Source organism: Limnobacter parvus (assembly GCF_024623725.1).
In the GTDB taxonomy this organism is placed as follows: Bacteria; Pseudomonadota; Gammaproteobacteria; order Burkholderiales; family Burkholderiaceae_B; genus Limnobacter; species Limnobacter parvus.
Map to the genome: position 1 here is coordinate 267,638 of NZ_JANKHG010000017.1, position 23,381 is coordinate 291,018.

General features: G+C 51.3%; 24 protein-coding genes. 11 read left to right on the forward strand and 13 right to left on the reverse strand.

What is annotated here, in order from left to right:
- Window positions 1–5 precede the first annotated feature (5 nt).
- The 3 genes from NSP04_RS08325 to NSP04_RS08335 all read right to left on the reverse strand — a co-directional run bounded on the left by NSP04_RS08325 (window position 6) and on the right by NSP04_RS08335 (window position 3,058).
- Entirely contained in the window at window positions 6–497 is a 492-nt protein-coding gene (locus NSP04_RS08325; protein WP_257511877.1) for a peptidylprolyl isomerase, read from the reverse strand.
- A 122-nt stretch (window positions 498–619) separates the two neighbouring features.
- Window positions 620–1,918, reverse strand: coding sequence for a L,D-transpeptidase family protein (locus tag NSP04_RS08330; RefSeq protein ID WP_257511878.1), 1,299 nt, complete (start codon window positions 1,916–1,918; stop codon window positions 620–622).
- Complete coding sequence (locus NSP04_RS08335; RefSeq protein WP_257511879.1) at window positions 1,919–3,058, reverse strand: nuclear transport factor 2 family protein; 1,140 nt, start codon at window positions 3,056–3,058, stop codon at window positions 1,919–1,921.
- Window positions 3,059–3,116: 58 nt separating this feature from the next.
- Between NSP04_RS08335 and NSP04_RS08340 the strand changes: the two genes are divergently transcribed.
- The 7 genes from NSP04_RS08340 to NSP04_RS15035 are packed head-to-tail and all read left to right on the forward strand — an operon-like array spanning window position 3,117 to window position 9,858.
- The gene (locus NSP04_RS08340) at window positions 3,117–3,314 is read left to right on the forward strand and encodes a hypothetical protein (protein WP_257512289.1); all 198 of its coding nucleotides are present in this window, start codon (window positions 3,117–3,119) and stop codon (window positions 3,312–3,314) included.
- On the forward strand, window positions 3,250–4,656 hold the full coding sequence (gene cysS / locus NSP04_RS08345; protein ID WP_257511880.1) for a cysteine--tRNA ligase: 1,407 nt from the start codon (window positions 3,250–3,252) through the stop codon (window positions 4,654–4,656). The genes NSP04_RS08340 and cysS overlap by 65 nt, the downstream gene beginning before the upstream one ends.
- Window positions 4,657–4,658: 2 nt before the next feature.
- Entirely contained in the window at window positions 4,659–5,294 is a 636-nt protein-coding gene (locus tag NSP04_RS08350) for a DNA-3-methyladenine glycosylase family protein (RefSeq protein ID WP_257511881.1), read from the forward strand.
- A gap of 9 nt (window positions 5,295–5,303) precedes the next feature.
- Window positions 5,304–6,266, forward strand: a complete 963-nt coding sequence (locus tag NSP04_RS08355) for an acetyl-CoA carboxylase carboxyltransferase subunit alpha (protein ID WP_257511882.1) — start codon at window positions 5,304–5,306, stop codon at window positions 6,264–6,266.
- Window positions 6,267–7,259 carry a tRNA lysidine(34) synthetase TilS gene (tilS, locus tag NSP04_RS08360; protein WP_257511883.1) on the forward strand — a complete coding sequence of 331 codons (993 nt, stop codon included), beginning with the start codon at window positions 6,267–6,269 and terminating at the stop codon, window positions 7,257–7,259.
- Window positions 7,246–8,175 (forward strand): 3'-5' exonuclease, encoded by a 930-nt coding sequence (locus tag NSP04_RS08365; protein ID WP_257511884.1) that lies wholly within the window; start codon window positions 7,246–7,248, stop codon window positions 8,173–8,175. Before tilS ends, NSP04_RS08365 begins: the two co-directional genes overlap by 14 nt.
- Window positions 8,176–8,178: 3 nt before the next feature.
- Window positions 8,179–9,858: an ATP-binding domain-containing protein gene (locus NSP04_RS15035; protein WP_257511885.1), complete on the forward strand. Its 1,680-nt coding sequence runs from the start codon at window positions 8,179–8,181 to the stop codon at window positions 9,856–9,858.
- Between the two features lie 34 nt (window positions 9,859–9,892).
- Here NSP04_RS15035 and NSP04_RS08375 read toward each other — a convergent pair whose 3' ends face one another.
- The gene (locus NSP04_RS08375) at window positions 9,893–10,387 is read right to left on the reverse strand and encodes a hypothetical protein (RefSeq protein WP_257511886.1); all 495 of its coding nucleotides are present in this window, start codon (window positions 10,385–10,387) and stop codon (window positions 9,893–9,895) included.
- 129 nt (window positions 10,388–10,516) lie between these two features.
- On the opposite strand from NSP04_RS08375, the gene NSP04_RS08380 reads away from it, so the two are divergent.
- Window positions 10,517–12,286, forward strand: a complete 1,770-nt coding sequence (locus tag NSP04_RS08380) for a long-chain-acyl-CoA synthetase (RefSeq protein ID WP_257511887.1) — start codon at window positions 10,517–10,519, stop codon at window positions 12,284–12,286.
- Here the strand turns inward: NSP04_RS08380 and NSP04_RS08385 are convergent.
- Both NSP04_RS08385 and NSP04_RS08390 read right to left on the reverse strand, forming a co-directional pair.
- Window positions 12,283–13,149, reverse strand: a complete 867-nt coding sequence (locus NSP04_RS08385; protein ID WP_257511888.1) for an esterase/lipase family protein — start codon at window positions 13,147–13,149, stop codon at window positions 12,283–12,285. The two genes, NSP04_RS08380 and NSP04_RS08385, sit on opposite strands and share 4 nt — an antisense overlap.
- A 35-nt stretch (window positions 13,150–13,184) precedes the next feature.
- Window positions 13,185–13,649, reverse strand: a complete 465-nt coding sequence (locus tag NSP04_RS08390; RefSeq protein WP_257511889.1) for a hypothetical protein — start codon at window positions 13,647–13,649, stop codon at window positions 13,185–13,187.
- 136 nt (window positions 13,650–13,785) lie between these two features.
- Between NSP04_RS08390 and NSP04_RS08395 the strand changes: the two genes are divergently transcribed.
- Window positions 13,786–13,911: a hypothetical protein gene (locus NSP04_RS08395; RefSeq protein WP_257511890.1), complete on the forward strand. Its 126-nt coding sequence runs from the start codon at window positions 13,786–13,788 to the stop codon at window positions 13,909–13,911.
- Window positions 13,912–13,988: 77 nt separating this feature from the next.
- Here NSP04_RS08395 and NSP04_RS08400 read toward each other — a convergent pair whose 3' ends face one another.
- From NSP04_RS08400 to NSP04_RS08410, 3 genes are all read right to left on the reverse strand, one after another.
- Window positions 13,989–14,564 (reverse strand): hypothetical protein, encoded by a 576-nt coding sequence (locus NSP04_RS08400; protein ID WP_257511891.1) that lies wholly within the window; start codon window positions 14,562–14,564, stop codon window positions 13,989–13,991.
- Window positions 14,565–14,701: 137 nt separating this feature from the next.
- Window positions 14,702–16,891, reverse strand: coding sequence for a TRAP transporter permease (locus tag NSP04_RS08405; protein WP_257511892.1), 2,190 nt, complete (start codon window positions 16,889–16,891; stop codon window positions 14,702–14,704).
- Window positions 16,892–16,990: 99 nt separating this feature from the next.
- Window positions 16,991–17,971, reverse strand: a complete 981-nt coding sequence (locus tag NSP04_RS08410) for a TAXI family TRAP transporter solute-binding subunit (RefSeq protein ID WP_257511893.1) — start codon at window positions 17,969–17,971, stop codon at window positions 16,991–16,993.
- Between the two features lie 258 nt (window positions 17,972–18,229).
- Here NSP04_RS08410 and NSP04_RS08415 point away from each other — a divergent pair, with 258 nt between their 5' ends.
- Together NSP04_RS08415 and NSP04_RS08420 are read left to right on the forward strand one after the other, a co-directional pair.
- On the forward strand, window positions 18,230–19,831 hold the full coding sequence (locus NSP04_RS08415; RefSeq protein ID WP_257511894.1) for a peptide chain release factor 3: 1,602 nt from the start codon (window positions 18,230–18,232) through the stop codon (window positions 19,829–19,831).
- A gap of 63 nt (window positions 19,832–19,894) precedes the next feature.
- Window positions 19,895–20,239, forward strand: a complete 345-nt coding sequence (locus NSP04_RS08420; RefSeq protein WP_257511895.1) for an ArsR/SmtB family transcription factor — start codon at window positions 19,895–19,897, stop codon at window positions 20,237–20,239.
- A gap of 54 nt (window positions 20,240–20,293) precedes the next feature.
- Here the strand turns inward: NSP04_RS08420 and NSP04_RS08425 are convergent, their stop codons facing one another.
- The 4 genes from NSP04_RS08425 to NSP04_RS08440 form a co-directional block, all read right to left on the reverse strand.
- Entirely contained in the window at window positions 20,294–20,548 is a 255-nt protein-coding gene (locus NSP04_RS08425) for an acyl-CoA-binding protein (protein ID WP_257511896.1), read from the reverse strand.
- 18 nt (window positions 20,549–20,566) lie between these two features.
- Complete coding sequence (locus NSP04_RS08430) at window positions 20,567–21,235, reverse strand: TetR/AcrR family transcriptional regulator (RefSeq protein ID WP_257511897.1); 669 nt, start codon at window positions 21,233–21,235, stop codon at window positions 20,567–20,569.
- 154 nt (window positions 21,236–21,389) lie between these two features.
- Window positions 21,390–22,643, reverse strand: coding sequence for a patatin-like phospholipase family protein (locus NSP04_RS08435; protein WP_257511898.1), 1,254 nt, complete (start codon window positions 22,641–22,643; stop codon window positions 21,390–21,392).
- Window positions 22,644–22,714: 71 nt separating this feature from the next.
- On the reverse strand, window positions 22,715–23,161 hold the full coding sequence (locus tag NSP04_RS08440; protein WP_257511899.1) for a phasin family protein: 447 nt from the start codon (window positions 23,159–23,161) through the stop codon (window positions 22,715–22,717).
- Window positions 23,162–23,381 lie beyond the last annotated feature (220 nt).

Below are 23,381 nucleotides of genomic sequence, written 5' to 3' on the forward strand. Positions count from 1 at the left end.
AATACTTACAGAACTTCTACGCTTTGAATGACAACGTCTTCAACCGGCACATCCTGGTGGAAGCCTTTGGAGCCTGTTTTCACAGCCACTATCTTGTCCACCACGTCTTGGCCTTCTGTTACCTTGCCAAAAACACAGTATCCCCAGCCTTGTGGGGTAGGGCTTTTGAAGTTCAAAAATTCGTTGTTTTCAACGTTGATGAAAAACTGCGCAGTGGCTGAATGGGGATCGTTGGTACGCGCCATTGCAAGCGTGTACTTCTCGTTTTTCAAGCCATTGTCTGCTTCGTTTTTTACCGGGTCTTTGGTTGGCTTTTGTTTCATGCCAGGCTCGAAGCCGCCGCCTTGAACCATAAAGCCACTGATTACACGGTGGAAAATTGTGTTGGCGTAGTAACCGCTTTTTGCATATTCCAAAAAGTTCGCAACGGTCGCAGGCGCTTTTTCGGCGTCCAGCGCAACTGTGATGTCGCCAAAATTAGTTTTAAGTTTAACCATGGTTCGTTTTTTCGCTTTTGCAAACGCAGAGGAGATTGAAGAATTACCGATGCTAACAGCAATCGCCGAGAACATCGACCACTTGAGGAAAACACGTTTGCTTTGAGTCACAGACAAATCCTTTAAAGTTTATAGCTGTCTTCTTGCACAATCTGCCAGCGTGTGCCGACTTTCATCCAGTACTGTTGTTTACGAACTTCACCTGACAACTTGTCTTCCTGTTTGAAGGAAATCAACATCATGTCCTTGTCGCTGGGGTAGCGCATTACCGTGAGGTCATCAATCGTGATCTTGCCGAATGATTTGCTGCCGATTTGGCTGCTTTGCTGCCATTCCACCAAGCCTTGTCCGTCAATTTTCACATTGCTTGCATAGTGATAAATTCCTTTAGAAAAACCTTTTTCCAAATCTTTTTTCCAGGTGTCGACCATCCGCAGTGCAGCCTTGCGGTGGCTTTTCCACACATCAGCAGGCACAAAGTCCAGCTTCTCGCTGATCACCACCTGCGTGTTACCGATGTCAACAAAACGCTTCAGCGCCAACAGGTCTTCATTGGCCAACACCACACAGCCGTCGCTTGCCTTGGGTGGACGGCTTACATAATTTTTCGGCATGCCGTGCAGCCAAATTCCATGGCCAGTTTTGCCCAAGCGCTTGTCCCAGGCGTTGGGGTAGTCGATGGGCAGGGCAATCGGGCCGTAAAAATCGGTTAATTTCTCTTTGGGCAGCAATTCAGTGATCGTGTAAACGCCAATCGGCGTGCGCTTGTCGCCCTCGCGTACCTTTACCGCGCCCATTTTTCCCTGAGACACATAAAAATCGGTCACCAGGCGGGGCTGCGGAAATGCATTTTCGTAAAGAAAAAGGCGAGAGCGTGTGGTGTCCACTAAAATAACGTAGCGCTGGTCATCATGAAGTTGCACCAACTCGGCGGGTAACAGGTCGCGCTGAGGACGGTCTTTCACCGCTTTGAAGCGGGCGATGGCCTCTTCACGCAATTCAACCAGGTCCTCCTGCTTCCCTTTTGGAACGTTGGGCATGTCGCCGATGTTCTTAAGTGGTCGCCCCGCCTTAAGCGACAAAATATCGCCACGCAGCATGTGCCCCAAATGGAAGTTCGGGAACTCCGCAAGCAAGCGATCTGAAAGCTCAAGTGCTTTGTTCAACTCGTGGTTGCTAAGTGCGGTGTAAATTTCCTCAACTGCCGTGTCAATGACTGGCTTGTAAGAGGCCTGCTCGAACAATTTGCTAGCCAAAGAACTGGAGGAACTTTCAGCCGGGCTGCTGTACGCAGCCAAATTGAAGGAATCCGCCGGGCGGTCTTTTACGAAGGAGGGGGCTGCGGTGAATGTCCAAAACACCAAGGGTGCAACAATACGCAACCCTTTAAACACCCCACGAAGCCCACTTCTTGAAAACATTTAGCCGCCCACCTGTTCAGTGGTAATTTTCCAGGTGCCATTCTCTTGTTTCATGGTCAGCGTTTTGGTTGACACATTGTTCAAGCGGTTGGAAAAGTAACTTTGTTTGAATTTTACGACAGCCTGGTTGCCAGTGATGGTAATCAAAGGATTTTCCACGACCACGCGAATGGTTTCCTTGCCCACAATGCGTTGCTCTCGCATTTTTTCCCAGTTGGCTCGGCTCATCTTGCCTGGGGTGTCGAAGTCTTTGCTGTAAGCGCCGAGATAACCCGCCATGTTTTGGTCAGTCCAAGCCTTGGCCCACGCTTCAACTGCGGCCAGCACGTCGCGATCCATTCCAATTGTATTGGTCTTGGATTCAGCCGGCTGGCTGGCCGTAATGGCTGGTTGGGCAGGTGTTGGCGCAGGTTTGCTTGGCGCAACAGCAACAACTGGTGGCGCCACAACCACTGGGGGCGGTGGTGTAACCGCAGGGGCGGGTTTGGGCTCAACTGCAGCAGGTTTTGTTTCAACTGGTGCAGGCTTAGGGGTGGGCGCCGGGGTGACGGGTGCAGGAACCACCGCTGCCACTGCGATAGCTTCAGGCTTACCAGCGATCAAGTTGCGTACAAGCGATAGCTTGGTTTGTGCGGTTGAATTGCGGCCGTCTAACTGTAAGGCTTTGTCGTAAGATTGACTGGCCAATTTTGCGTATACATCGCCCAGGTTTTCGTGGGCAGTGGCATAGCTGGGGTGGGTGCGAATCGCCATCTCAAGCGATTCACGGGCTTTTTCGTATTCACCACGGCCTGCGTACAGCACAGCGAGGTTGTTGTAGGGTTCAGGCAACTCGGGGAAGTCTTCAGTCAGTTTTGTGAAAACAGTGATGGCTTCACCGGTTTTGTTGCGCTCAGTCAAAATCAAACCCTTCAAAAAGCGCATTTGCGCGTCATTGGGGCGATTGGCCAAATAAGCGTCAGCGCGCGCTTGTGCCTGCTCAAACTGGCTTCTTTGAATGAGTTTGGATACTTCATCCGCTTCGTCTGCATGGCTGGGTGCGCCGGCGAAGGCCAGGCCCGCCAGTGCGAACAGAAGCGCGTATTTGCTTTTCTGAAATTTGCCACTGATTGATGACGTGATTGTTTTTTTGTCCTGCATTCGGTTGCGCCTTTGCGGGGTTACCCGTTTCATCTGATTGGTAGGGAAAAACTCGATCATGCGTAATGATATACTCGACCGCTATTGTAGCAAGCCCCAGAGCGGGTTGGCTTCTGAACAGGGTTTCCTGTCGAATCCTGTTTCAGATTGTACCGTTTTGACCGGCCAAGGCCGCTTTTTTTCTGAGCCCAATGAAATCGTCTCTCCAAATTTACAATTCAATTCTAAGGAAAAAGCAGGCTTTTTCGCCTCTTGATCCTCAGAACATCCGAATGTACGTGTGTGGCATGACAGTGTATGACTTCTGCCATTTGGGTCATGCCCGTGTCATGGTGGTTTTCGACTTGTTAAAGCGCTGGCTTCGGGCCTCGGGTTACCCGGTAACCTATGTGCGCAATATCACCGACATTGATGACAAAATTATTCGTCGCGCAGTTGAGAACGGTGAAAGCATCCGTTCGTTGACCGACCGCTTTATTGCCGCCATGCATGAAGACGCAGATGCCTTGGGCATTGAGCGCCCTGACCATGAACCACGTGCCACCGAGTATGTGGCAGAAATGCAGGAAATGATCCACACCTTGATGAATAAAAGGCTGGCGTATCGGGATGATTCGGGCGATGTGAACTTTGCAGTGCGCGCCTTTCCGGATTATGGCCGCCTTTCGGGCAAAAGCCTCGATGAACTGCGGGCAGGCGAAAGGGTGGGTGTTTCTGGCAGCAAAAATGACCCACTCGACTTTGTGTTGTGGAAAAGTGCCAAGGCTGATGAGCCTGCGGATGCAAAGTGGGATTCCGATTTCGGCTCAGGCCGCCCTGGTTGGCACATTGAATGTTCTGCCATGAGCTGCAAGTTGCTGGGCAACACCTTCGATATTCACGGTGGTGGGGCCGACTTGCAGTTTCCCCACCATGAAAACGAGATTGCGCAAAGTGTAGGTGCGACGGGCGAAAGCTTTGCCCAGTACTGGATGCACAATGGTTTCGTGCGCGTTGAAAACAATGGGCAGTCGGAAAAAATGTCGAAATCGCTGAATAATTTCTTCACGATTCGCGACATATTGAAGGTGTACGACGCTGAAGTGGTGCGCTTTTTCATTCTGCGCGCTCAGTACCGCAGCCAGCTGACTTATTCGGAAGGCCATGTTCAGGATGCGAAAGCGGCTTTGGGCCGTTTGTACACGGCAGTAGGCAATACCCAGGCAGCAAGCCGGATTGACTGGAGTCAAGAGTTTGAGGGCCGTTTTGCCGAGGCCATGAACGACGACATGAACACGCCAATTGCTGTGTCGGTGTTATTTGAAATGGCCAACGAGGTTAACCGCACCACTGACTCTGCATTGGCCGCACGCTTGAAAGCACTGGCGCAGGTCTTGGGTTTGCTGGGTCGTACCGCTGAAGCATTTCAAAAGGCTGAGGTAGGCGAACAGGCCAGCGCACTGGACGAAATTGGTATTCAAGCCCTGATCGACGCGCGAACGCAAGCCAAGGCGGACCGCGATTTTTCCAAGGCCGATGCCATTCGCCAACAGTTGCTGGACCTGGGCGTGGTGTTGGAAGACAAGCGCGGCGGTGCAACCGAATGGCGGCGGGCCTGAAGTTGAATCATGACGTCCAAGCTCCGGCCTACTGGCAAGAGGCTTGCGAGGCGCTTGTTTTGCGTAGCCCCGTGTGGGCGGAATTGGTCAATCGCTACCCGGAACGGGCACTTCGTTCGCGTGGCGCACCTTTCGAGACCATGTTGAGGTCTTTGACCGGGCAGCAAATTTCCGTGAAGGCCGCCGAAGCAGTGTGGGCACGTATGGTGGATGCATTGAATGGCAGGATTGCCAGTGATGTTGTACTAGCCCTTCCTGATGACACCTTAAAAGCCGCCGGGCTTTCAAGACAAAAAATTGCGTACGCGCGTGCTTTGAGTGAATTTGAACAAACTGGCGGCTTAAAACTTGAGTTGCTCGAGAGCATGAATGACGATGCTTGTATCAAACACCTTTGTGAAATCAAAGGTGTAGGCCCATGGACTGCACAAATGTTCCTGATGTTTTGTTTGCGCAGACCCAACGTTTGGCCTGTGGATGACATCGGCGTGCAACGCGGTATCTCGCGTCAATTTTTCGAAGGTGAGCCCATCGGGCCTAAAGAAGCACTACAATTCGGGGAAAAATTACAACCTTGGCGCACTGTGGCAGCGTGGTATTTGTGGCGCAGCCTCGACCCAGCCGTTGTGGACTACTAAGAGAGCCTCATGAAGCAAACATTTCTGGATTTCGAAGCGCCGATTGCCGAACTGAAAGGCAAAATAGACGAGCTGAGACTTGTACAAGACGGCTCGGCCGTGGATTTGTCGGAAGAAATTCGGCGCCTAGAAGGCAAAAGCGACACGCTGACCAAGGACCTGTACAGCAAATTGACCCCTTGGCAAGTATCGCAAGTGGCGCGCCACCCCCAGCGCCCCTACACGCTCGACTACATTGCCCATGCATTCACCGATTTTCACGAGTTACACGGCGATCGCCATTTTGCCGACGACCCTTCCATCGTAGGTGGTTTGGCGCGTTTGGACGGCGAAAGCGTGATGGTGATTGGCCACCAAAAAGGCCGTGATGTAAAAGAGCGAACTTTGCGCAATTTCGGCATGCCGCGGCCCGAAGGCTATCGCAAGGCTTTGCGACTGATGAAAACCGCAGAGAAATTCGGCATTCCGATTGTAACTTTGGTTGATACCCCGGGCGCTTACCCTGGCATTGACGCTGAAGAACGTGGTCAATCTGAGGCCATCGGCCGTAATCTGATTGAAATGGCGCAAATTCAAGTGCCCATCGTAAGCGCCATTATTGGTGAGGGTGGTTCAGGCGGTGCTTTGGCGTTGGCAGTGGCCGACCATGTGATCATGATGGAAAACGCAACTTATTCCGTGATTTCACCAGAGGGTTGTGCATCCATCTTGTGGCGCAGTGCAGAGAGAGCATCCGATGCCGCAGCGGCTTTGGGCATTACCGCGAAGCGTTTGCGCGAACTGGGTTTGATTCAGGAAATCGTGAAGGAAAGTTTTGGCGGAGCGCATCGCGACCATGCTCAAACAGCGAATAACCTGAAAACCTCGATCCGGGCTGCATTGAATATGCTGGTCTCGTACAAACCGAAGACTTTGCTGGATGCCCGCCACGATCGCTTGATGAGCTACGGCCATTTCAAGGTGAACAAGTAATTGAAACAGTCGCTTGAAGCCTTTCTAAGCGACGTCAAACACCACGCCCCGTTGCCTGCCTGTTTCGTGGTGGGGTATTCCGGTGGGGCGGATTCTACGGTGCTGCTGCATGCTCTGCATGCCCTGGGCGTACCCGTTCACGCGCTGCACGTAAACCACCAAATTCAAGAACATGCCAATGAATGGGAATTGCATTGCAAAACCCAGTGCGAGCGAATGGGCGTACCCTTTACTGCCTTGCGTGTGAACGTAGAGCCCGGTGACTTGGGGCTGGAAGGCCAAGCCCGTTTGGTGCGCTACCGCGCCATGTTCGACTGGATGAAATCACAAGGGCACTCCGTGTTGTTGTGTGCCCACCATCTGGATGACCAACTGGAAACTGTGTTGCTTCAATTGCTGCGCGGGTCGGGTTTACGGGGTGTGGGCGGCATGCGCCCCATTGGCCCGGTTGGTGTTGACCGCCACCTTCACCCGGAAATTATTTTGGGCCGGCCGCTATTAAACTGCAGCAAAACAAGCTTGCTTGAATATGCAAAGCAAAACAAGCTAGAACACATTGAAGACCCCAGTAACGATGACACCAGCTTGCGCCGCAACTGGGTGCGGCATGCGTTGCTGCCCAAGCTTGAAGAACACTTTCCGCAAAGCCCAAAGGCACTTTTACAACTGGCCGAGCATTTTCAGGCACACTATTCAAACGAAGATTTACACACCGAGGCCTGTGCGCCGCATGTGGTTTCAGCTGCGGGCGAATTGCAGCTGATTCCATGGCGTGAACTGGATGAATCGCTTCAGTTAACCATGCTTCGGCATTGGTTGTTGGGGCAGGGTGTGCGCTGCGGCAAGTTGAAGTTAATTGAGTTGGCGCGTCAACTGCGCATTAACAAAGGCGGCGTTCGCGAAGTGAAACAGGGCTGGCATGTGAAGGTAAGTCGCCAACAGGCCATTCTGGTACAAGGCCAAACAAAGGAAATACGTGTTGAACAGCAATGAATTGAATAACAACATTGACCCGGAAACAGTCGCCCAGTGGCTTGAAAGCACCGGCAATTACAAGATACTGCGCCGCATACAAATGCAGGAAAATTTTGGCGGGCAAATCAACAGCCCGGTGAAAGTACTGGTGGTGGACACGGAAACCACAGGTCTTGATTACGCCACAAGTGAAGTGATTGAGGTGGGCGCGTTGCTGCTTGAGGTAGACCAGGACACCGGTGAAATAGGCGCGGTGCTGGGCAGTTTTGGTGGGCTTGAAGAGCCCAAAGTACCAATAAGCGCCGAGAATTCTGCCATTCATGGCATCACCAATGAAATGGTGAAAGGCCAGCGATTTGATGAAAATGCGTTGAAAGAATTGTGTGACAAGGCAGCTTTGTTCGTGGCCCACAATGCCGCCTTCGACAAACCCTTCATGTTGCGCCGGTTTCCGTGGTTAAACAAATCCATATGGGCCTGCACCTTCCGCGAACTGCCTTGGACTCAGGAAAGCTACTCGGGTCGAAAGCTTGAATATTTGTTGTCGGATTGCGGCTATTTTCACGGCGCGCACCGGGCGGTGGAAGACTGCAATGCTTTGGCCCATGTGCTGGCGCAGCCTTTGAAAACTTCCCAACGCATGCCGTTTCAAGTGTTGTTCGACAGCGCAAATGAGTCCATCTTTCAAATTGCCGCACTGAAAGCGCCTTTCGAGAAGAAAGACTTTTTAAAGTCCAAGGGCTTTAGATGGAACCCGGACGACCGCGTGTGGGAATTCGAAGCTGTGGGTTTTTCAGAGGGCAAAGAAGTGATTGAGTGGTTGCGTGAACAGGTTTACTGCACCACCGGAAAAATCATGTTGGGCTTTCGTATTCAGGCTGGTGTGGATCGTTATTCTGGCACCGAGTTAAAGCAGCAGTTCAAAGAGGTGTAAAGCGTGCCCGCCAAGGTTTACCCCACAGACACCAGTGAAATGGCACTTGACGGTGCGCAGGCCCGGGAACGCGATGTGTTGCTGCAGTTGCAGGCCGACCTGCCTGAAAACTACACGGTTTACCACGGCATTCATTGGTCGCGCATTGAACATGGGCTGACTGTAACCGGGCGCATTCAATTTTTGGTGCTGGGCCCCAGTGGCATTGTGTACAGCATTTTGATGAAAACCGGTTTGATGAAGCTGGACCAGGGCCGCGTGATCAAACAGCTTGGTGAGCAACGGCAAGACGTATTCAACGCCTTGGCCGAGCAGGGCGCCTTGCTGAGTCAAAAATTCAAGCAGCAACACCAGGGCACTTTGCGCATCGAACCCATTTTTTATTGCCCCGATTTCACCGTGCCAGACGCAAGCGGTTTGACCGTGAACGCAGAGCGCGTAGTTGACGCGCGGCACAAAAATGAATTGGCCGCCTTGATTCAAGCAATCGACTTGAGTACAGATTTATTCAGCAGCCACCCCGACACCAAACCAATTCATTCTTTCCTGTGTAATGAGTTAAATTTGGTGCCTGAAGTGGGGGCTTTGTCGCAAGCTGCGGAAACCTTGGTCACCCGACTTTCACATGGTCTGGAGCAATGGGTGGCGCGCCTTAGTTTCGAGCCTTTTCGATTGCGAGTTACCGGCACTGCAGGCAGCGGAAAATCGCAGCTGGCCTTCAGTGAATTGCAACGCAACCACCGATTGAAGGCCCGAACGCTGTACGTGTGTTACAACCGCCCGCTTTCGTCGCACATGGCGAAGCAGGTTCGCGACGCAAACTTGATGGGCGCAGCGGTATTTAATTTCCACGCACTGTGCGACCGAATGCTGAGGGATGCGGGCCAAGAGGTGGATTATTCCGCACCGGGCGTGTTTGGGCGTTTGGCCGAACAGGTGTTGGCCACCTCCCTTGATAAGCGTTGGGTGTTTGATTCAATCGTGGTGGACGAAGGTCAGGATTTTGACCAAAGCTGGCTGCCCGTACTACAGCGGTGTTCGCATTCTGGTACCCGTTGGTTGTGGCTGGAAGACCCGATCCAGAACCTGTATGCCAAACCCGCGGTTAGCTTGCCCGGCTGGGTCAGTTTGCACACGCCCATGAATTATCGAAACCCAAAGCGTGTGGTGCAGGCCTTGCAATTGGTGCAGCATGAGTTCAAGTTCGAATCGCCGCTTAACCTTGATGTGGAAGCCGCATGCCCGCTGGAAGGTTTGCCGCTGGAATTTTTTGAGTACAGCGACGACGAGGGCTTGCTAAGCCAAACTGCCAAGGCAATCACTGCCTGTTTGCGCCATGGTTTTACACGCGACAAAATCGCGGTGCTCAGCATGCGTGGTCATGAAAAATCAAAGGTGCTGGCACAACCCAGCCTTGGGCCCCACAGCCTGCGGCATTTTACAGGTCGGTATGATGAGCATGGCAGCCAGATATTCACTGAGGGCAATGTGCATGCTGAATCGGTTTATCGTTTCAAGGGGCAATCAGCCCAGGCCGTGGTGGTCACCGAGCTTGCATTTGAAGAATTCAATGAAGCCGATTTCAGAAAGCTTTTTGTGGCCATGACACGGGCCAAATTGCTGTTGGTGTTCGTGGGGCATGCAGACACATTGCAGCGCTTGAAAAGTGCAGCGCATTCATGATGATGCGGTGCGGTTTAGCACGTTCAACAGAACTTTACTGCTGAACCTTCCACATTCCTTTGCTGGGCGAGCACATCTCTCCCCGAAATTTTTTCTTCTCTCCATTTACGATGGTGACGCCAAGGTAGGTGCGGCATGTATCGGATTTCGCACCTGGTGACAGATAAACACCCACTCCATTCACTGGATTTAACCACCGTACCGCCTGGCCAGAAGGCACCAGCTCCATGGTGTGACCGAAACAATGGGAATCCACAGCAACGGCGTCGACCAATTCAGATTCAGGGAAAATGGTTCTGAATGCTTCGCTGGATTCCACATAAGCCATCAGCTGAGTCGCGGTGCCTTTCATGGCTTCATTGTGCACCAGCTTGGCCTCACACTGCCCGCGCAATACACCGAAGTCGCTGTTCCATCCTTTGCCGGTGTAGCCGATAAAATTCTTCGCATTTGCGACTTGAATCGGCAAAGCCGACAGCAGCGCAAACAGGCAAAGAACAGTATTAAGGCGTACTTTGGCTATTGGCATGGAGAAATACTTAACTGAGCATCGTGATGACATTGATAAAAACGGTGTGCACGCGTGTTTCGTTGACCCGTTGAGTGTATCTTTTTCTGTATAAAAAAACATGAGAAAAAGCCCGGGAGGCGGCACAAAATGACAGCACAAGGCAAAAGAGTTTCAGTGTTTGACATCGCGAAAGGCGCGATTGGCTATTTGCCGGATGTACCGCAAATCATTCCTTCACTGGCCAGCCTGGCTTTGCTTCGCCCACATGCCAGAAAATCGATGGGTTTGCTGTTTCAAGAGACAGCACGGAAGTACGCAAAACGCACTTTTTTAAAAAGCGGCACTGAGAGCTGGACCTATCAACATGCCAATTTGATATGCAACCAGATGGCGCGAGGTCTGCTCGCCATGGGTGTGAAAGCAGGGGACACGGTGGGTTTGTTATCGGCAAACCACGCGGATACTTTGTTGGCGGTGATTGCATGCGCAAAACTGGGAGCGGTGGCAGCCATGCTGAATATCAATCAGCGGGGTGAGGTACAGGCCCACAGCTTGAGTTTGGTCAAACCCAAGCTATTGCTGGCGTGCAGTCAAGGGCTTGAGATTGTGAGCCAAATGCTTGCTTCGTATCCTGGCGCGCTGGACGGCGTTGAAATTCTTTCACTGGAAACTGAAAGCGCCACACTTCGCGTCAGCGATTTTAAAAGTGCTTGGTGCACGCAGCCTTCTCACAACTTGGCGCAAACACCGCAAATTGCTGCCAGTTCGCCGTGTTTCTACATTTTTACCTCGGGCACTACTGGCTTGCCCAAAGCGTCGGTAATGAGCCATTATCGCTGGCTTCAAGCCTCGCAGGGCATGAGCACTGCGGTGCGCTTGAATAGCAGTGACGTATTTTATTGTTGCTTACCGCTGTATCACAACAATGCCCTCACCGTGTCGCTGGGGGTAGTGTTGGCTTCAGGGGCCTGTTTTGCTTTGGATGAGAAGTTTAGCGCCAGCCAGTTCTGGCAGCGGATCGTTCATTACAAGGCCACGGCGTTTTGCTACATCGGCGAATTACTTCGGTATTTGATGAACCAGCCCGAGCACATGAGTGATCAAAATCACGAAATACGTTTAATTCTTGGCAATGGTTTGCGACCGGAAATATGGAATGACTTTGAAGACCGATTTGGTATTCATCACATTTTTGAGTTTTATGGCGCCAGTGAATCAAATCTTGGGTTCATGAATGCCTTTGGTTTGAAGGAAACAGTGGGTTTTTGCCCTTTGCCATTTGAAGTGGTGGCATGCAATGCAGACACCGAGCAAGTGGTTCGGAATCGACAAGGTTATTGTGAATCAGTAGAGCGCGGTGAAATAGGTTTGCTGATCAGCGAGGTTACTGAATTGCGCCCTTTTGACGGATATACCGATCCAAAAGCCAACGAGGGAAAGCTGCTGCGCAATGTATTCAAAAAGGGCGACTGTTGGTTTAATTCAGGTGACTTGGTGCGCCGGCAAGGCTGGCAGCATATTCAATTTGTGGACCGGTTGGGCGATACCTTTCGCTGGAAGGGAGAAAATGTGGCCACTTCCGAGGTAGAGGGTGCCTTGGCCAAATTGCCTTTTCTGGAACATGCGGTGGTTTACGGCGTAAAAATCGACGGCGCCGACGGAAGGGCAGGGATGGCCGCAGTTGCTGTTAAATCTGGCCATCATCTTGACATGAACGCCTTGGCTGCTGCGTTGGTCGCAAATCTACCCACTTATGCAGTGCCTCAATTTGTGCGCGTGTTGAACGCTGTTGAAACAACCGGCACATTTAAGTACCAGAAAGTACAACTTAAAAAAGATGGGGCGAACCCAGCTGCCTTCAGTGACCCGCTGTACCAATTTGATACGAAGCGAAAAACCTACTATTCCATCAATTAGGGCTTGTTGGCGGCAGTTTCTACCTGTTCGCCCTTCACCAGTTGGGATATCAAGCCAAGGGACTCTTCGTCGTACAGCATGCCACTGTGCGACACCCTTTTGCCAGGAAAACGGTCTTGAATGTATAGGTTTTGAACTCCCGGTTCTTCAACAAACTGCTTTTCAACTGGCAACACAACCTTGTCGTTTTTGGTGACAAGCACGCTGTATTGCACGCCAGGCACTGTGATATTTCCTTCTTTCAACTTTCGAAGCAAAGCTGACCTGGGATGTTGGTCGGCGCATGCCACACAATAGTCCACGAGTTCACGATTTGGGGTTTTGGCTATCGATGTACCATTCACGCTAGGTGCAAGCGCCACAAATCGGTCTACATGCTGTGAACCGCCCAGCATTTTCAAATAATAGAAGCCAATAAGTCCACCCTGTGAATGACCCACCAAGGTGACCTTGTCTTGGCCAGTTGCTGTTTTAACTGACACAATGAAATCTGCAATCCGTTGGGCCGATTCATCCACAGCTCCCACACCTTTGAACCAATCGCTGGGGTCAGCCGCACCATAATCTATTGAATAAACGCACAAGTCCTGGTTGGCAAGGGCAGGGCCCAATGCACCAAATGAATACATGGTTGAAGAAAATGTGCCGTGGATCAGCACCACTGGGTTTTGCCCTTCGGCGGGCTTGCATTGCCAGTTGTTCACACCATCAGGCACAGTTTGCCCGCCCACCACCTGGCTTAGGAAAGAACTGGTCCAGTTTGCTTTTGCGCTGTACTGGCCCTCGCCCTTGGTTGTGCTGCAGGCACTCAAGCCGAATAGTGAAAGGCTACACACGGCGATCAATGAGCGGATGTTTTTCATGGTCGTGAAAATGTCGAGTCGGCTTGTTTCACTGTTTATGACCAAAATTGAATCAAAGGGTTCTGCACTGCGCCTAAAAACAAATAGAGCGTTCCCCCTACTTCACACAGTATCAGTGCCACCATAAATGCCATCAGCCCTGCTCGAGGCATTGGATGCTTTCCCAGCTTGTGGGGCTGGCGCAATTGGTTGTCAGGGCCATTCAGCGCGGCTTGTAGCAGGTAACCCATTACGGCAAGGGCGAAAAACAAAATGGTGATGACCATCGCGATTAAATTGCCGCGGGGGCTGTATACGCTGAAGTGGGCCAAAGCAGCCAGCGTGATACAGGCGAATCCGTACAACAGGCTGGCGCGGTGGGCAATGTCAACATAAGGGTGGGCAAGGCCTTGGGGGCTGCGCCACATCTGAATGAATTTCCACAAGCCGCTGAAAAGACCGGTAAGTAGAAACACGCCTGCTGAGAAAATTGCGAAGGAGGTGGCTGCACTAATGGACATGATTGACCTTTAAAATGTCATCCCCTGGGGGTAGCCGTATAAGGTGGCCCCCATTGTGGGACAGACGAATCAACGTTTCTGACGTTTAATCCATTCATCAACATATGCGCGTGGATTGCGCGCTTGGAGCATGAATATGGACGATTTTAATTACAAAAACCAAGGTGTTCAGGCTTTGGGCGAAATGGAAGCAAAACGCGAATGGATCGTGGGAATTCTAGGCGCAAGCTTTTGTTATGCGTTGATTTTGTGGCTGTGCTGAACTACAAATAAAAAACCCTCGACGATTTGTCGAGGGTTTTTTCAGTCAAAGCCAAGCTCAAGCTGGGCCATGCCCATTCATACAGAAGCTTTTGGCGTTGCAGCAGCACGCTTGGCACGTGGTGCAGCGGCTTTCTTGGCAACTGGCTTCTTTGCAGCTTTCTTAACGCCGGCTTCGCCTTTCACACCGATTTTCTCGAACAACTGGGCAGCAATTTGCTCAGCTTGTTCAATCGCAGGCTTCAAGGTTTCGTTTTTCTTGGCTTGTTCCAAAGCGCTAACACCCATGGTGATGGCGTTTTCGGTCAACGATTCAGCTTGTGACAAGGCCAAAGCTGCGTACGAAAAACCTTTGTCGATTACAACTGGTAGTTGAACTTCAAACAGCTCAACGCCTTTCTGTGTGTAAACCTGGCTTACGCCCACTACTTTTTCCAGACCTTGCTTGATCTCGGTACGGGCATTCACAACTACGGGCTTGTCGGCCAAAGGCAGTTTTTCAGCGGCTGTGAAAGCGTTGCCCAGACCTTGAGACAACAGGCCAAACTGCGTTTGTACCAAGCTGTTCAAAGCTTTGGCAGCGGCTTGGTGCTGGTTTTTCAGTTCAGTGTTGGTTTTGGTCAGCAGCTCTGCTGTTTTTTCGAATGCGTACATGTGAGATCTCCTTGGGGTAGCGGGTAGTCAAATTTCGTGACACTTCGCACTATAGGGAAATCGATTACGCAATGAAAGGGTTTGAACCTGAGGCTCTACACTAAAAATTGGTGTAAAAGCCTCAGGATGTTGCAGTTTTAGTCCATTCCGCGCGATTGAACCATGGGTTCAGGTGCGGGTTTTCCTTTAAAGAACTTATTAAGAACAATGGCGATTCCAGCCAAAACTGCGCCGGCAATGTCAGTGTACAAACCGCCTTCAATCATGCACAGCGCGGCGATCAGCAGAACCCCGCGCACTACCCAGTTGGCATGTGCCCCCCAGAACCAACCCTGGATTGCAGAGGCCAGGAAGAACACACCAATGCAGGCTGTTACGAATGCACGCAGGATGACGAACCATTCACCTTCCATAAGCAACGCAGCGTTGTAGAAAAACATGAAAGGGACGATAAACGCGGTCAAACCGATCTTGAATGATGTGAACGATGTGGCCATGGGATTGGCCCCAGAAATTCCAGCAGCCGCATAGGCTGCCAATGCAACAGGCGGCGTGATGGCCGAGATTACGGCGAAGTAAAACACAAAGAAGTGTGCGACCAAGGGCTGAATGCCAAGTTCGATCAGACCCGGTGCCACAACTGAAGCGGCAACTGCATAGGCCGCTGTGGTGGGCATGCCCATACCCAGCAAAATGGCAATGCACATTGCGAAGAACAAAGCGATTAACTGTGAGTTTTCCGCAATGTCCAGAAGAATGGACGAGAAGCGTGCACCTACACCGGTCAGCGCGATCACACCGACGATAATGCCAGCGCATGCACACACGGTTATGATCTGGATAGACATCACACCAGCCAGATCAAAGGCTTTGAAAATGCTTTTTGGTCCCATTTTGAATGGAGTGAGCCAGCTAACCACTGCTGCTGCGGCAGTGGCCAAAGTACCCGCACGGATGACGGAGTAGCCCATAAACAGAGCCACAATCAAAATGATGATAGGGATGAACAAGTACACCTGCCTCACCATTTTTGAAAACTGCGGCAGTTCATCTGAGCGCATGCCGCGCATGCCGAGTTTGGCTGCCTCGAAGTCGACCATCAGGTAGGTTGACAGGAAATAGAGTACCGCTGGAATGATGGCCGCAATCGCAATGTCGGAGTAAGGAATACCCGTAATTTCAGCCATGATGAATGCGCCTGCGCCCATGATGGGCGGCATGATTTGCCCACCCGTAGACGCAGCAGCTTCAATCGCACCAGCGGTTTTGCCGCTATAGCCCACCTTTTTCATTAAAGGAATGGTCAGTGAGCCAGTGGCCACCACATTGCCTGCGCTGGTGCCGTTGATCATGCCCATTAGGCCAGATGCAAACACGGCCACTTTCGCCGGTCCGCCCCGTGAGCGGCCCGCAGCTGCAAAAGCGAAGTTAACAAAGTAATCGCCCACTTTAGAGGCCTGTAAAAATGCCGCAAACACGATGAACAAAATAATGTAGGTGGACGACACTGCCGTGGTTGCACCCAACACGCCTGCATCGGTGTACATGTACGAGAAGAATCGACTGAAATCGAAACCGTCGTGCGTTAAAAAGCCAGGTAAATAAGGCCCAACAAACGAATAAATCACAAAGATCACCGAAATAATGACCAGGGCTGTACCTGCAACGCGGCGTGTCAGTTCCAGAATTAAGGCGATACCCACCATGGCGGCCCATGCATTACCCGGTGAAGCGAACGGAGTGCCGGCGCGCATGCGCATGGCAGTGCCGTCCAGGTGCACCATTAGATAGGCAGTGCTGGCGATAACGGCCAACACCAGGGTTGCATCCAGCCAATTGAATTTGTTGCCGGCCGGGCGCAAGAACATGGAGGCGAGGATTGCCGTCAATGCGCCAATTGCCAATGGAATGCCGAATTGATTCACTTCCATTTCCGGCGTAATCATTTCGCCGCGGGCGATAATTTGGCTCATCTCAAAGACGATGTAGAGCGAATACAGAACTGGCAGCGTCAAAAGTGCTGCCAGTATTTTAATCAGATTCTGGTTTCCTCTAGCCGGGTGGTCGGTGCTGCTGGAACCATAGGCAATGAAACCAATTACCAGCGCGCCTGCCACGTGAAGAATGCGGAAAGCCCATGTTTCAACTGGCGCAACGTTTAGCGTAAAAACATGCCAAAAGGCGTAGATCGCTGAAATCACAGAAACAAACAATGCTGCTTTTTGGGTAAATGTGCGCTGGTTATTCGCAAGTGGTTCGTCATCAACGCCTTGGGCGATAAGACGGTCCTCTTCTGCGGTTCGAGCTGCGCTAGATGGTGTGGTCATGATGAAACCGATTAAAAGTGAAAGGGGAATTGATTGTTGTAAAACGCCGAACCCTTTGCAGGGCCCGGCGTCTATTCGATCAGGTTGATCGAAACTGTATTACTTCAGCTTCAGATTCGCTGGAATCTTGATGCCTTTTTCTTCGAAGTACTTCACTGCACCTGGGTGGAACGGGATTAATGTGTTCTTGTCCCAGTTCTCGGTCAATGTGGTGCGGGCACCTTTGTGGATGTTCATCATTTTTGCATTGTTGTCCAGTACTGCCTTGGTGGCTTCGTAAACAAAGCTTTCCGGCAGGTCACAGTTCGCAATCGCGTAGTTCCACATGGACACGGCACGTGCATCATTCTTCAAGGTTTTGTAGGTGCTTGCTTTGATTGGGAATGCAGACACGGGGTAAGCATCAATAATTTTCTTTTGCTCAGCTTCATTGAACTCAAGAATATTGATGTCGGTTTGCACTTCCAGCTGTGTAACAGCAGGAATGGGCACACCGGCGGCAAAGGCCACCACATCAATCAAGCCGTCTTGCAATTGACCACCCAGGTCGCCCCAGCCGCCGTTGCGGCGCTCAAATTTCACGCCCAGAGTTTCAAGCATTTTCGGGAAGTACACATCAGAAGTTGAACCTGCTGGGCCGAAACCAATTTTCGAGCCGGCTGGAATGTCTTTGATCGACTTGATACCGCTTGAAGACAGTACTGTGACTGAAAATGGTGTTTCGTACATGGGGAACATGGCGCAAACCTTGTTCATCTTCAAACCGGGAGCCAATGGGCTTTTGCCGTCTAGCGCTTCGCGGGCAGGGCCCATGGTAGTCATGCCGAATGCAAGCTTGCCTGTGTGAACAAGCGCCAGGTTTTGCGTGGGGCCGCCGGTAACCTCCGCACCGCCGGTAATGCCAACAGTTTCAGCTACCAGGTTGGCCCAGCCAGCGCCATAGGCGTAGTAAGTGCCGCCTTGGGAGGCCGTGCCTACGGTGAAACTTTTAGGCCACTTGGATTTGTCTGCATGGGCTGCGCCCATGGCGAAAGCTGCCAAGCTGATTGCCACCGCTGACTTTGCCAGAATTGATTTCATTCGTATCCCCTATGTTTTTGATGGCACCGTGCCCTTTGGGTTTTGGGCTTGGTGTTTTATATCATTCTTAAATTAAAAGACTTTGGTGTTGGAAAACACCTCGTTACTGTCTTATCTATCGGTATTTAGGGCAATACGGGATGTCCGCATCCGGGTTTGCCTGACAAAAGAGTTTCGCTAATCGATATCAATCGAGAGGGGAGTGAATTTACGGCTCGAGCCGTGTAGAATCACGACTTTTGCGCCACAAGGGCTGCTGTGTCTATCGAATCTGAAGTTAAGCGTCGTCGAACGTTCGCAATTATTTCCCACCCCGATGCCGGTAAAACAACGCTGACTGAGAAACTGCTGTTGTTTGCGGGTGCAATTCAAATTGCAGGAAGCGTGAAAGCGCGTAAAGCGACGCGACATGCCACTTCGGACTGGATGGAAATTGAAAAGCAGCGTGGTATCTCTGTGGCCAGCTCGGTGATGCAGATGGAATATCGCGACCAGGTCATTAATCTGCTTGATACCCCTGGTCACAAAGATTTTTCTGAAGACACTTACCGGGTGCTGACTGCTGTAGATGCTGCCTTGATGGTGATCGACGCGGCCAACGGTGTAGAACCCCAAACCTTGCGTTTGATCGAGGTTTGCCGTGCCCGCAATACTCCTATTATTACCTTCGTGAACAAGATGGACCGCGAAGTGCGCGATCCGCTTGAACTGATGGATGAAATCGAAAGCACCTTAGGCATCCCGTGTGTTCCCTTTGCATGGCCAGTGGGGCAGGGCAAGTTGTTTCACGGTATTTTCGACATTCGAAAGAACCACATGCGCGTGTTTACTCCCGGGGCCGACCGTCGTCGTGAAGACGACGAGGTAATTCATGGTGACAACCGGGAACTATTAAGGTCCCGCTTCGGTGCAGAGTTCAAGCAGGCTGAGCAGGAAATTGAGCTGGTAACAGGCGCTGCGCCAAGTTTTGATGAAAAAGAATTTTTGGCGGGCAAGCTAACCCCCATGTTTTTTGGTTCTGCAGTAAATAACTTTGGCGTGCAGGAAGTACTGGATGCTTTGGTGGACATTGCTCCACCCCCCGGCCCACGCAAGGCCGTTGAGCGAGAAGTGGCGCCCACTGAAAGCAAGTTCAGCGGCGTTGTGTTCAAGATTCAGGCCAATATGGACCCATCGCACCGCGACCGAATTGCGTTTGTTCGTGTGCTCTCTGGCCGGTTTGAACATGGCATGAAATTCAAGGTGCTGCGCACCGGCAAAGACTTCAGGCCCACCAGCGTAGTGACGTTCCTCTCGCAGCGCCGCGATCGCGTTGATGAAGCCTACGCTGGCGACATTATTGGTTTGACCACCCATGGCGGCCTACAGCTGGGCGATTCCCTGAGTGAAGGCGAAGGTTTGCAATTCACAGGTTTGCCATTTTTCGCACCGGAAATGTTTGCCGCCGTTGAACTGAAAGACCCGATGCGCAGCAAACAGCTGCAAAAGGGTTTGATGGAACTGGGGCAAGAGGGCGCGATTCAAGTGTTCAAGCCGGTGGTGGGTTCTGAAATGTTGTTGGGTGCAATTGGCCAGTTGCAGTTTGAAGTGGTGCAAGCACGCCTGAAGGGAGAGTATGGTGTAGAAGTGCGTTTGGCTCCTAGCCGCTACAGCTGCGCGCGTTGGGTCACCAGTAAAAATGCAAACGATTTGCGCCGCTTCATGGAGGCAAATGTGGGTCGCATGGTTACAGATGCATCCGACACCAACGCATTTCTGGCCACCTCTCGTTTTGATCTGGATGTGATGCAGAAACGTTGGGAGACCATTGAGTTCCACCCTATGCGCGAGCATGCCGGACTACTGCTGGCAAATCATTGATTTTTTCCCCCGTTGGCAAACGGGGGTACAATCTTAACAATACACAAATACTACGGTCATGCAATGAGCGAACTGGATACCCTGTTGGAACAAGTTTCCGGCTACTTTGCTGTGCTTTCCGAGCCGACCCGGCTTAAGATTATTCACGCTTTGTGTAACGGTGAAAAGTCTGTCAACGACATTGTTGACGAGGTCGATTCCACCCAATCCAATATTTCACGCCACTTGAACTTGATGTACAGGGCAGGGGTTTTGCAGCGCCGCAAGGAAGGCACGCTGGTTTTGTATCAGGTGAAAGAGCCCACAGTGGTGGAGTTGTGTCGCACAGTGTGTGTGCATGTGGCCGCCAAAATGGACGCAGTACCCGCAGAGCCCACCCAACTAAGCGACTTTTTCAGACAGAAATAAAAAAACCGGCCATACGAATTGAATCGAACGGCCGGCTTTTCATCGAAATTCAGCTTATTTCAGCGATTCAATCAAGTCGATGTAGTTTTGCATCGCTTGCTCATTGCTAGTGCCTTCAAGGCCTTTCCATGCGTCGTATTTGGCGCGACCAACAATGTCGGTAAAGCCTGGGCGCTTGCCGGTGTTGTCTCCTTCACTGGCTTGCTTGAACAGTGCATAAATTTTCAGCAGCGTTTGATTGTCTGGGCGGGCTGGCAGTGATTTAGATTCAGCCACCGCTTTTTCAAAACGGGCTTTCAGGTCGCTCATAAATTCTCCTAAGTCTTGTTATGTGTTTTCGTCAGTAATAAAAGATTGCGCCAAGCTTTCGAAAAGTTCTTTCGCGTTGCCCTGAAGGTAGGGGGCCAGCAGGCACATCACCTGATAAACGCCATTGGCCAGGGCTGCACTCATGGTGGCCTCATCATTGAAATGGCGGGGGTCTCTCACGTATTCAAATGAAAGCCAGTAGGTGGCCACCACGACCATGTTTGTGGCCAAGGCGTTGATTTGTGCTTGCGAAGCCATCATGTCGCCCGACTCTACCAAACCCTGACACAAACGACGCGCCACATCCACTTTGTGTTTCAGGATACGTTTGAAATGTATCTCAAGTGTGCGGTTGCGTGACAGCAAATCGTTCAAGTCACGGTATAGAAAGCGATAGCGCCAAATCAGTTCGAACGACACTTGCAGGTAAAGCCATGCGTCTTCAATATTGGCTTGGCGGTTGCCAGGTACATCCAGCAAGCCGTCAATTTCTTTCTCGAAGCTCGCAAAAATGCTGTTGACAATGTCGTCTTTATTTCGGAAGTGATAATACAAATTACCGGGGCTGATATTCATTTCATCAGCAATCACCGTGGTCGTAATGTTTGGCTCTCCAAATTCATTGAAAAGCCGCAGCGACAAATCAAGGATTCGTTCTCTTGTTCTTCTTGGAGGCTTGCGTTCCATCTTCGGGTCGTCTCCTGTCTGGCCAAAGTCCTGATTGAACATAAGACTTCATGCAGCAAGTCTGTTCTTGGTTTTTTAATTTTAGTTAGTCTACGTTGTTTTATCACGCATTTGGGGGACTGCTTACGCAGTAAAAGGACTGAAACAGCGCCAATCAGGCAGCATTTCTTGTTTTTGCAATTCGAAGGTAGCGATCCAGCTCATTAAGAGAGTCTTCAAGCTGGTCGAATTTCGACACCATAGAGCCCGCACGCGCCGGTTTTTTGGCCACTTTGTTGGCCAATTGCATGCTTGGGTCTTTCAAAATTTCAAGGTTTAGCTCAAGGCCATGCCTGGAAAATTTCTCGGACAAGTCATAGCGCCGTGCCCAAAGTTCTTCGCGCGTGCGCTGGTACGCATGTTCGCAAAGCCGACGGCGGCTGGCATAACTGAACGGGTTGGTGAAGAAAAATTCGCCATCGCCGTGTTGCGGTTCGAACAACACAATATCCGCATTCGGGTATTGGTGGCCATAGCGTTCCATGCCAATGTCCATGCGTGAATGAATGATTGAACGGAAGGTTTGTGACAACACCAGTGGCAAGCCACCTTCGTACAAGCGTGAACCTGGTTGAAAAGCTTTGCCTTTGGTGCGGCGACGGTGGTTCTTCGGGTTCAATCGGTCGTCGTAAGGCACCAGCGGATTCAAGCAAATCAGTAGTTCCACGCCTTCTTTCAAGGCGGTGGAAGCGTGCAGTGTTTTTTTCAACGCACCGTCCACATAATGGCGGTTTGCGATTCGAGTCGGCGGGAATAGGCCTGGAAGTGAGGCTGAAGCCTGCACTGCTTTGGAAATCGGGACATCATCGAACCCCGGCATGCCAAAAGGAATGGAGTCGCCTGAATCCAGATCCGTGGCCACCAGAATAAGCCGGTTGCGAAGGCTGCGAAAGTCGTTCGTGCCGCCGCCCTTGGCGATCAGGTCGGCCATCCACTCATGCAGTTCATCGCCGTTGAACAGCCCGGTTGGAATGGCTGCGCCCAGGCGTTCAATACAGCTGACCCAAGTAGCGTCGTCGCGTAAAAAATAATCTGAAATTGCGGTGCCGAGCAAACTGGGAACCTTGCGAAGGCGCATCCAGTATTCTTTCCACGCCGGGCGCAGAAGAATTGAAGGCTCAAAGGCAAATTCTTCGGGTTCGCCTTCGATAAACAAACGGTAAATTTGATGTGGGGTTAAATCATGCGCCAGTCCGGTGGCGACGATGCCACCCGCAGAAACGCCCACATACACACTCATGTCGTTAAGGTCGAGGCCATCAATTGCCTCTGACAATGCAACCAGAGCACCAATTTCATAAATGGCACCCAAAGGGCCGCCGCCAGCCAAAGCCAGCCCTATTTTTGGACCAGAGTTTTGTTTGTTCATGCGGGTCGTAAACTCCAGCCCAAAGGTGTGCGAGTCAAGACCGCCGTTGGCCTTGACCTTGATAGTTTCAATTATTCAGCTGATTTTTTGGCGCGTGTTGTAGTGCGCTTGACTGGAGCTGATTTGGCTTCAGGCTTTTTGCCAGTCAACTCTGCAATCGCCGCTGAAAGTTGATCGATGCGCTCCGACAGTTGCTGAACGTCTTTGTTCGTAGGGACACCCAGCCGACCCAACGCTCGGGCAACTCGTTCCTCAAAAACCTGTTCTAGCTTATCCCAGTGCTGGGTGGCCTTGCTGGACACAGACCCCGCCAATTTACTGACTTTGCCTGTCACTTCGACCACCTTTTGATCTGCAAATTTCACGGTCCGCTCCTGTATGTCTTGGCCTTCTTTTACCAGGCTTTCCAAAACACGGTTACTTTCTTCCTGCGCTTTGGATATGGCGCCCACTCCAGCTGTCCACAGTTGTTGCGCGCTGTCTACGGCGCCTTTCATGGGCTTTTTCTTTCCGGCCATTTTGTCTCTCCTTGTGGTTGGCGAAGGGGCCCCAATGGGCCACCGCTTTTTTTACTTATTGTAGTAGTTTATCGAGGCCCCACTAGAGAAGGCACACTAAACCCCATTCGTGTTTTCCCGTACGCAGGGTACTGACAAAACAGCCATGCCGTATTTGCAGTGTTTGCGAAACGCAGACAGGAAGTTATAGTAAGCCTTCGTGAGCCTTACATTCCAAATA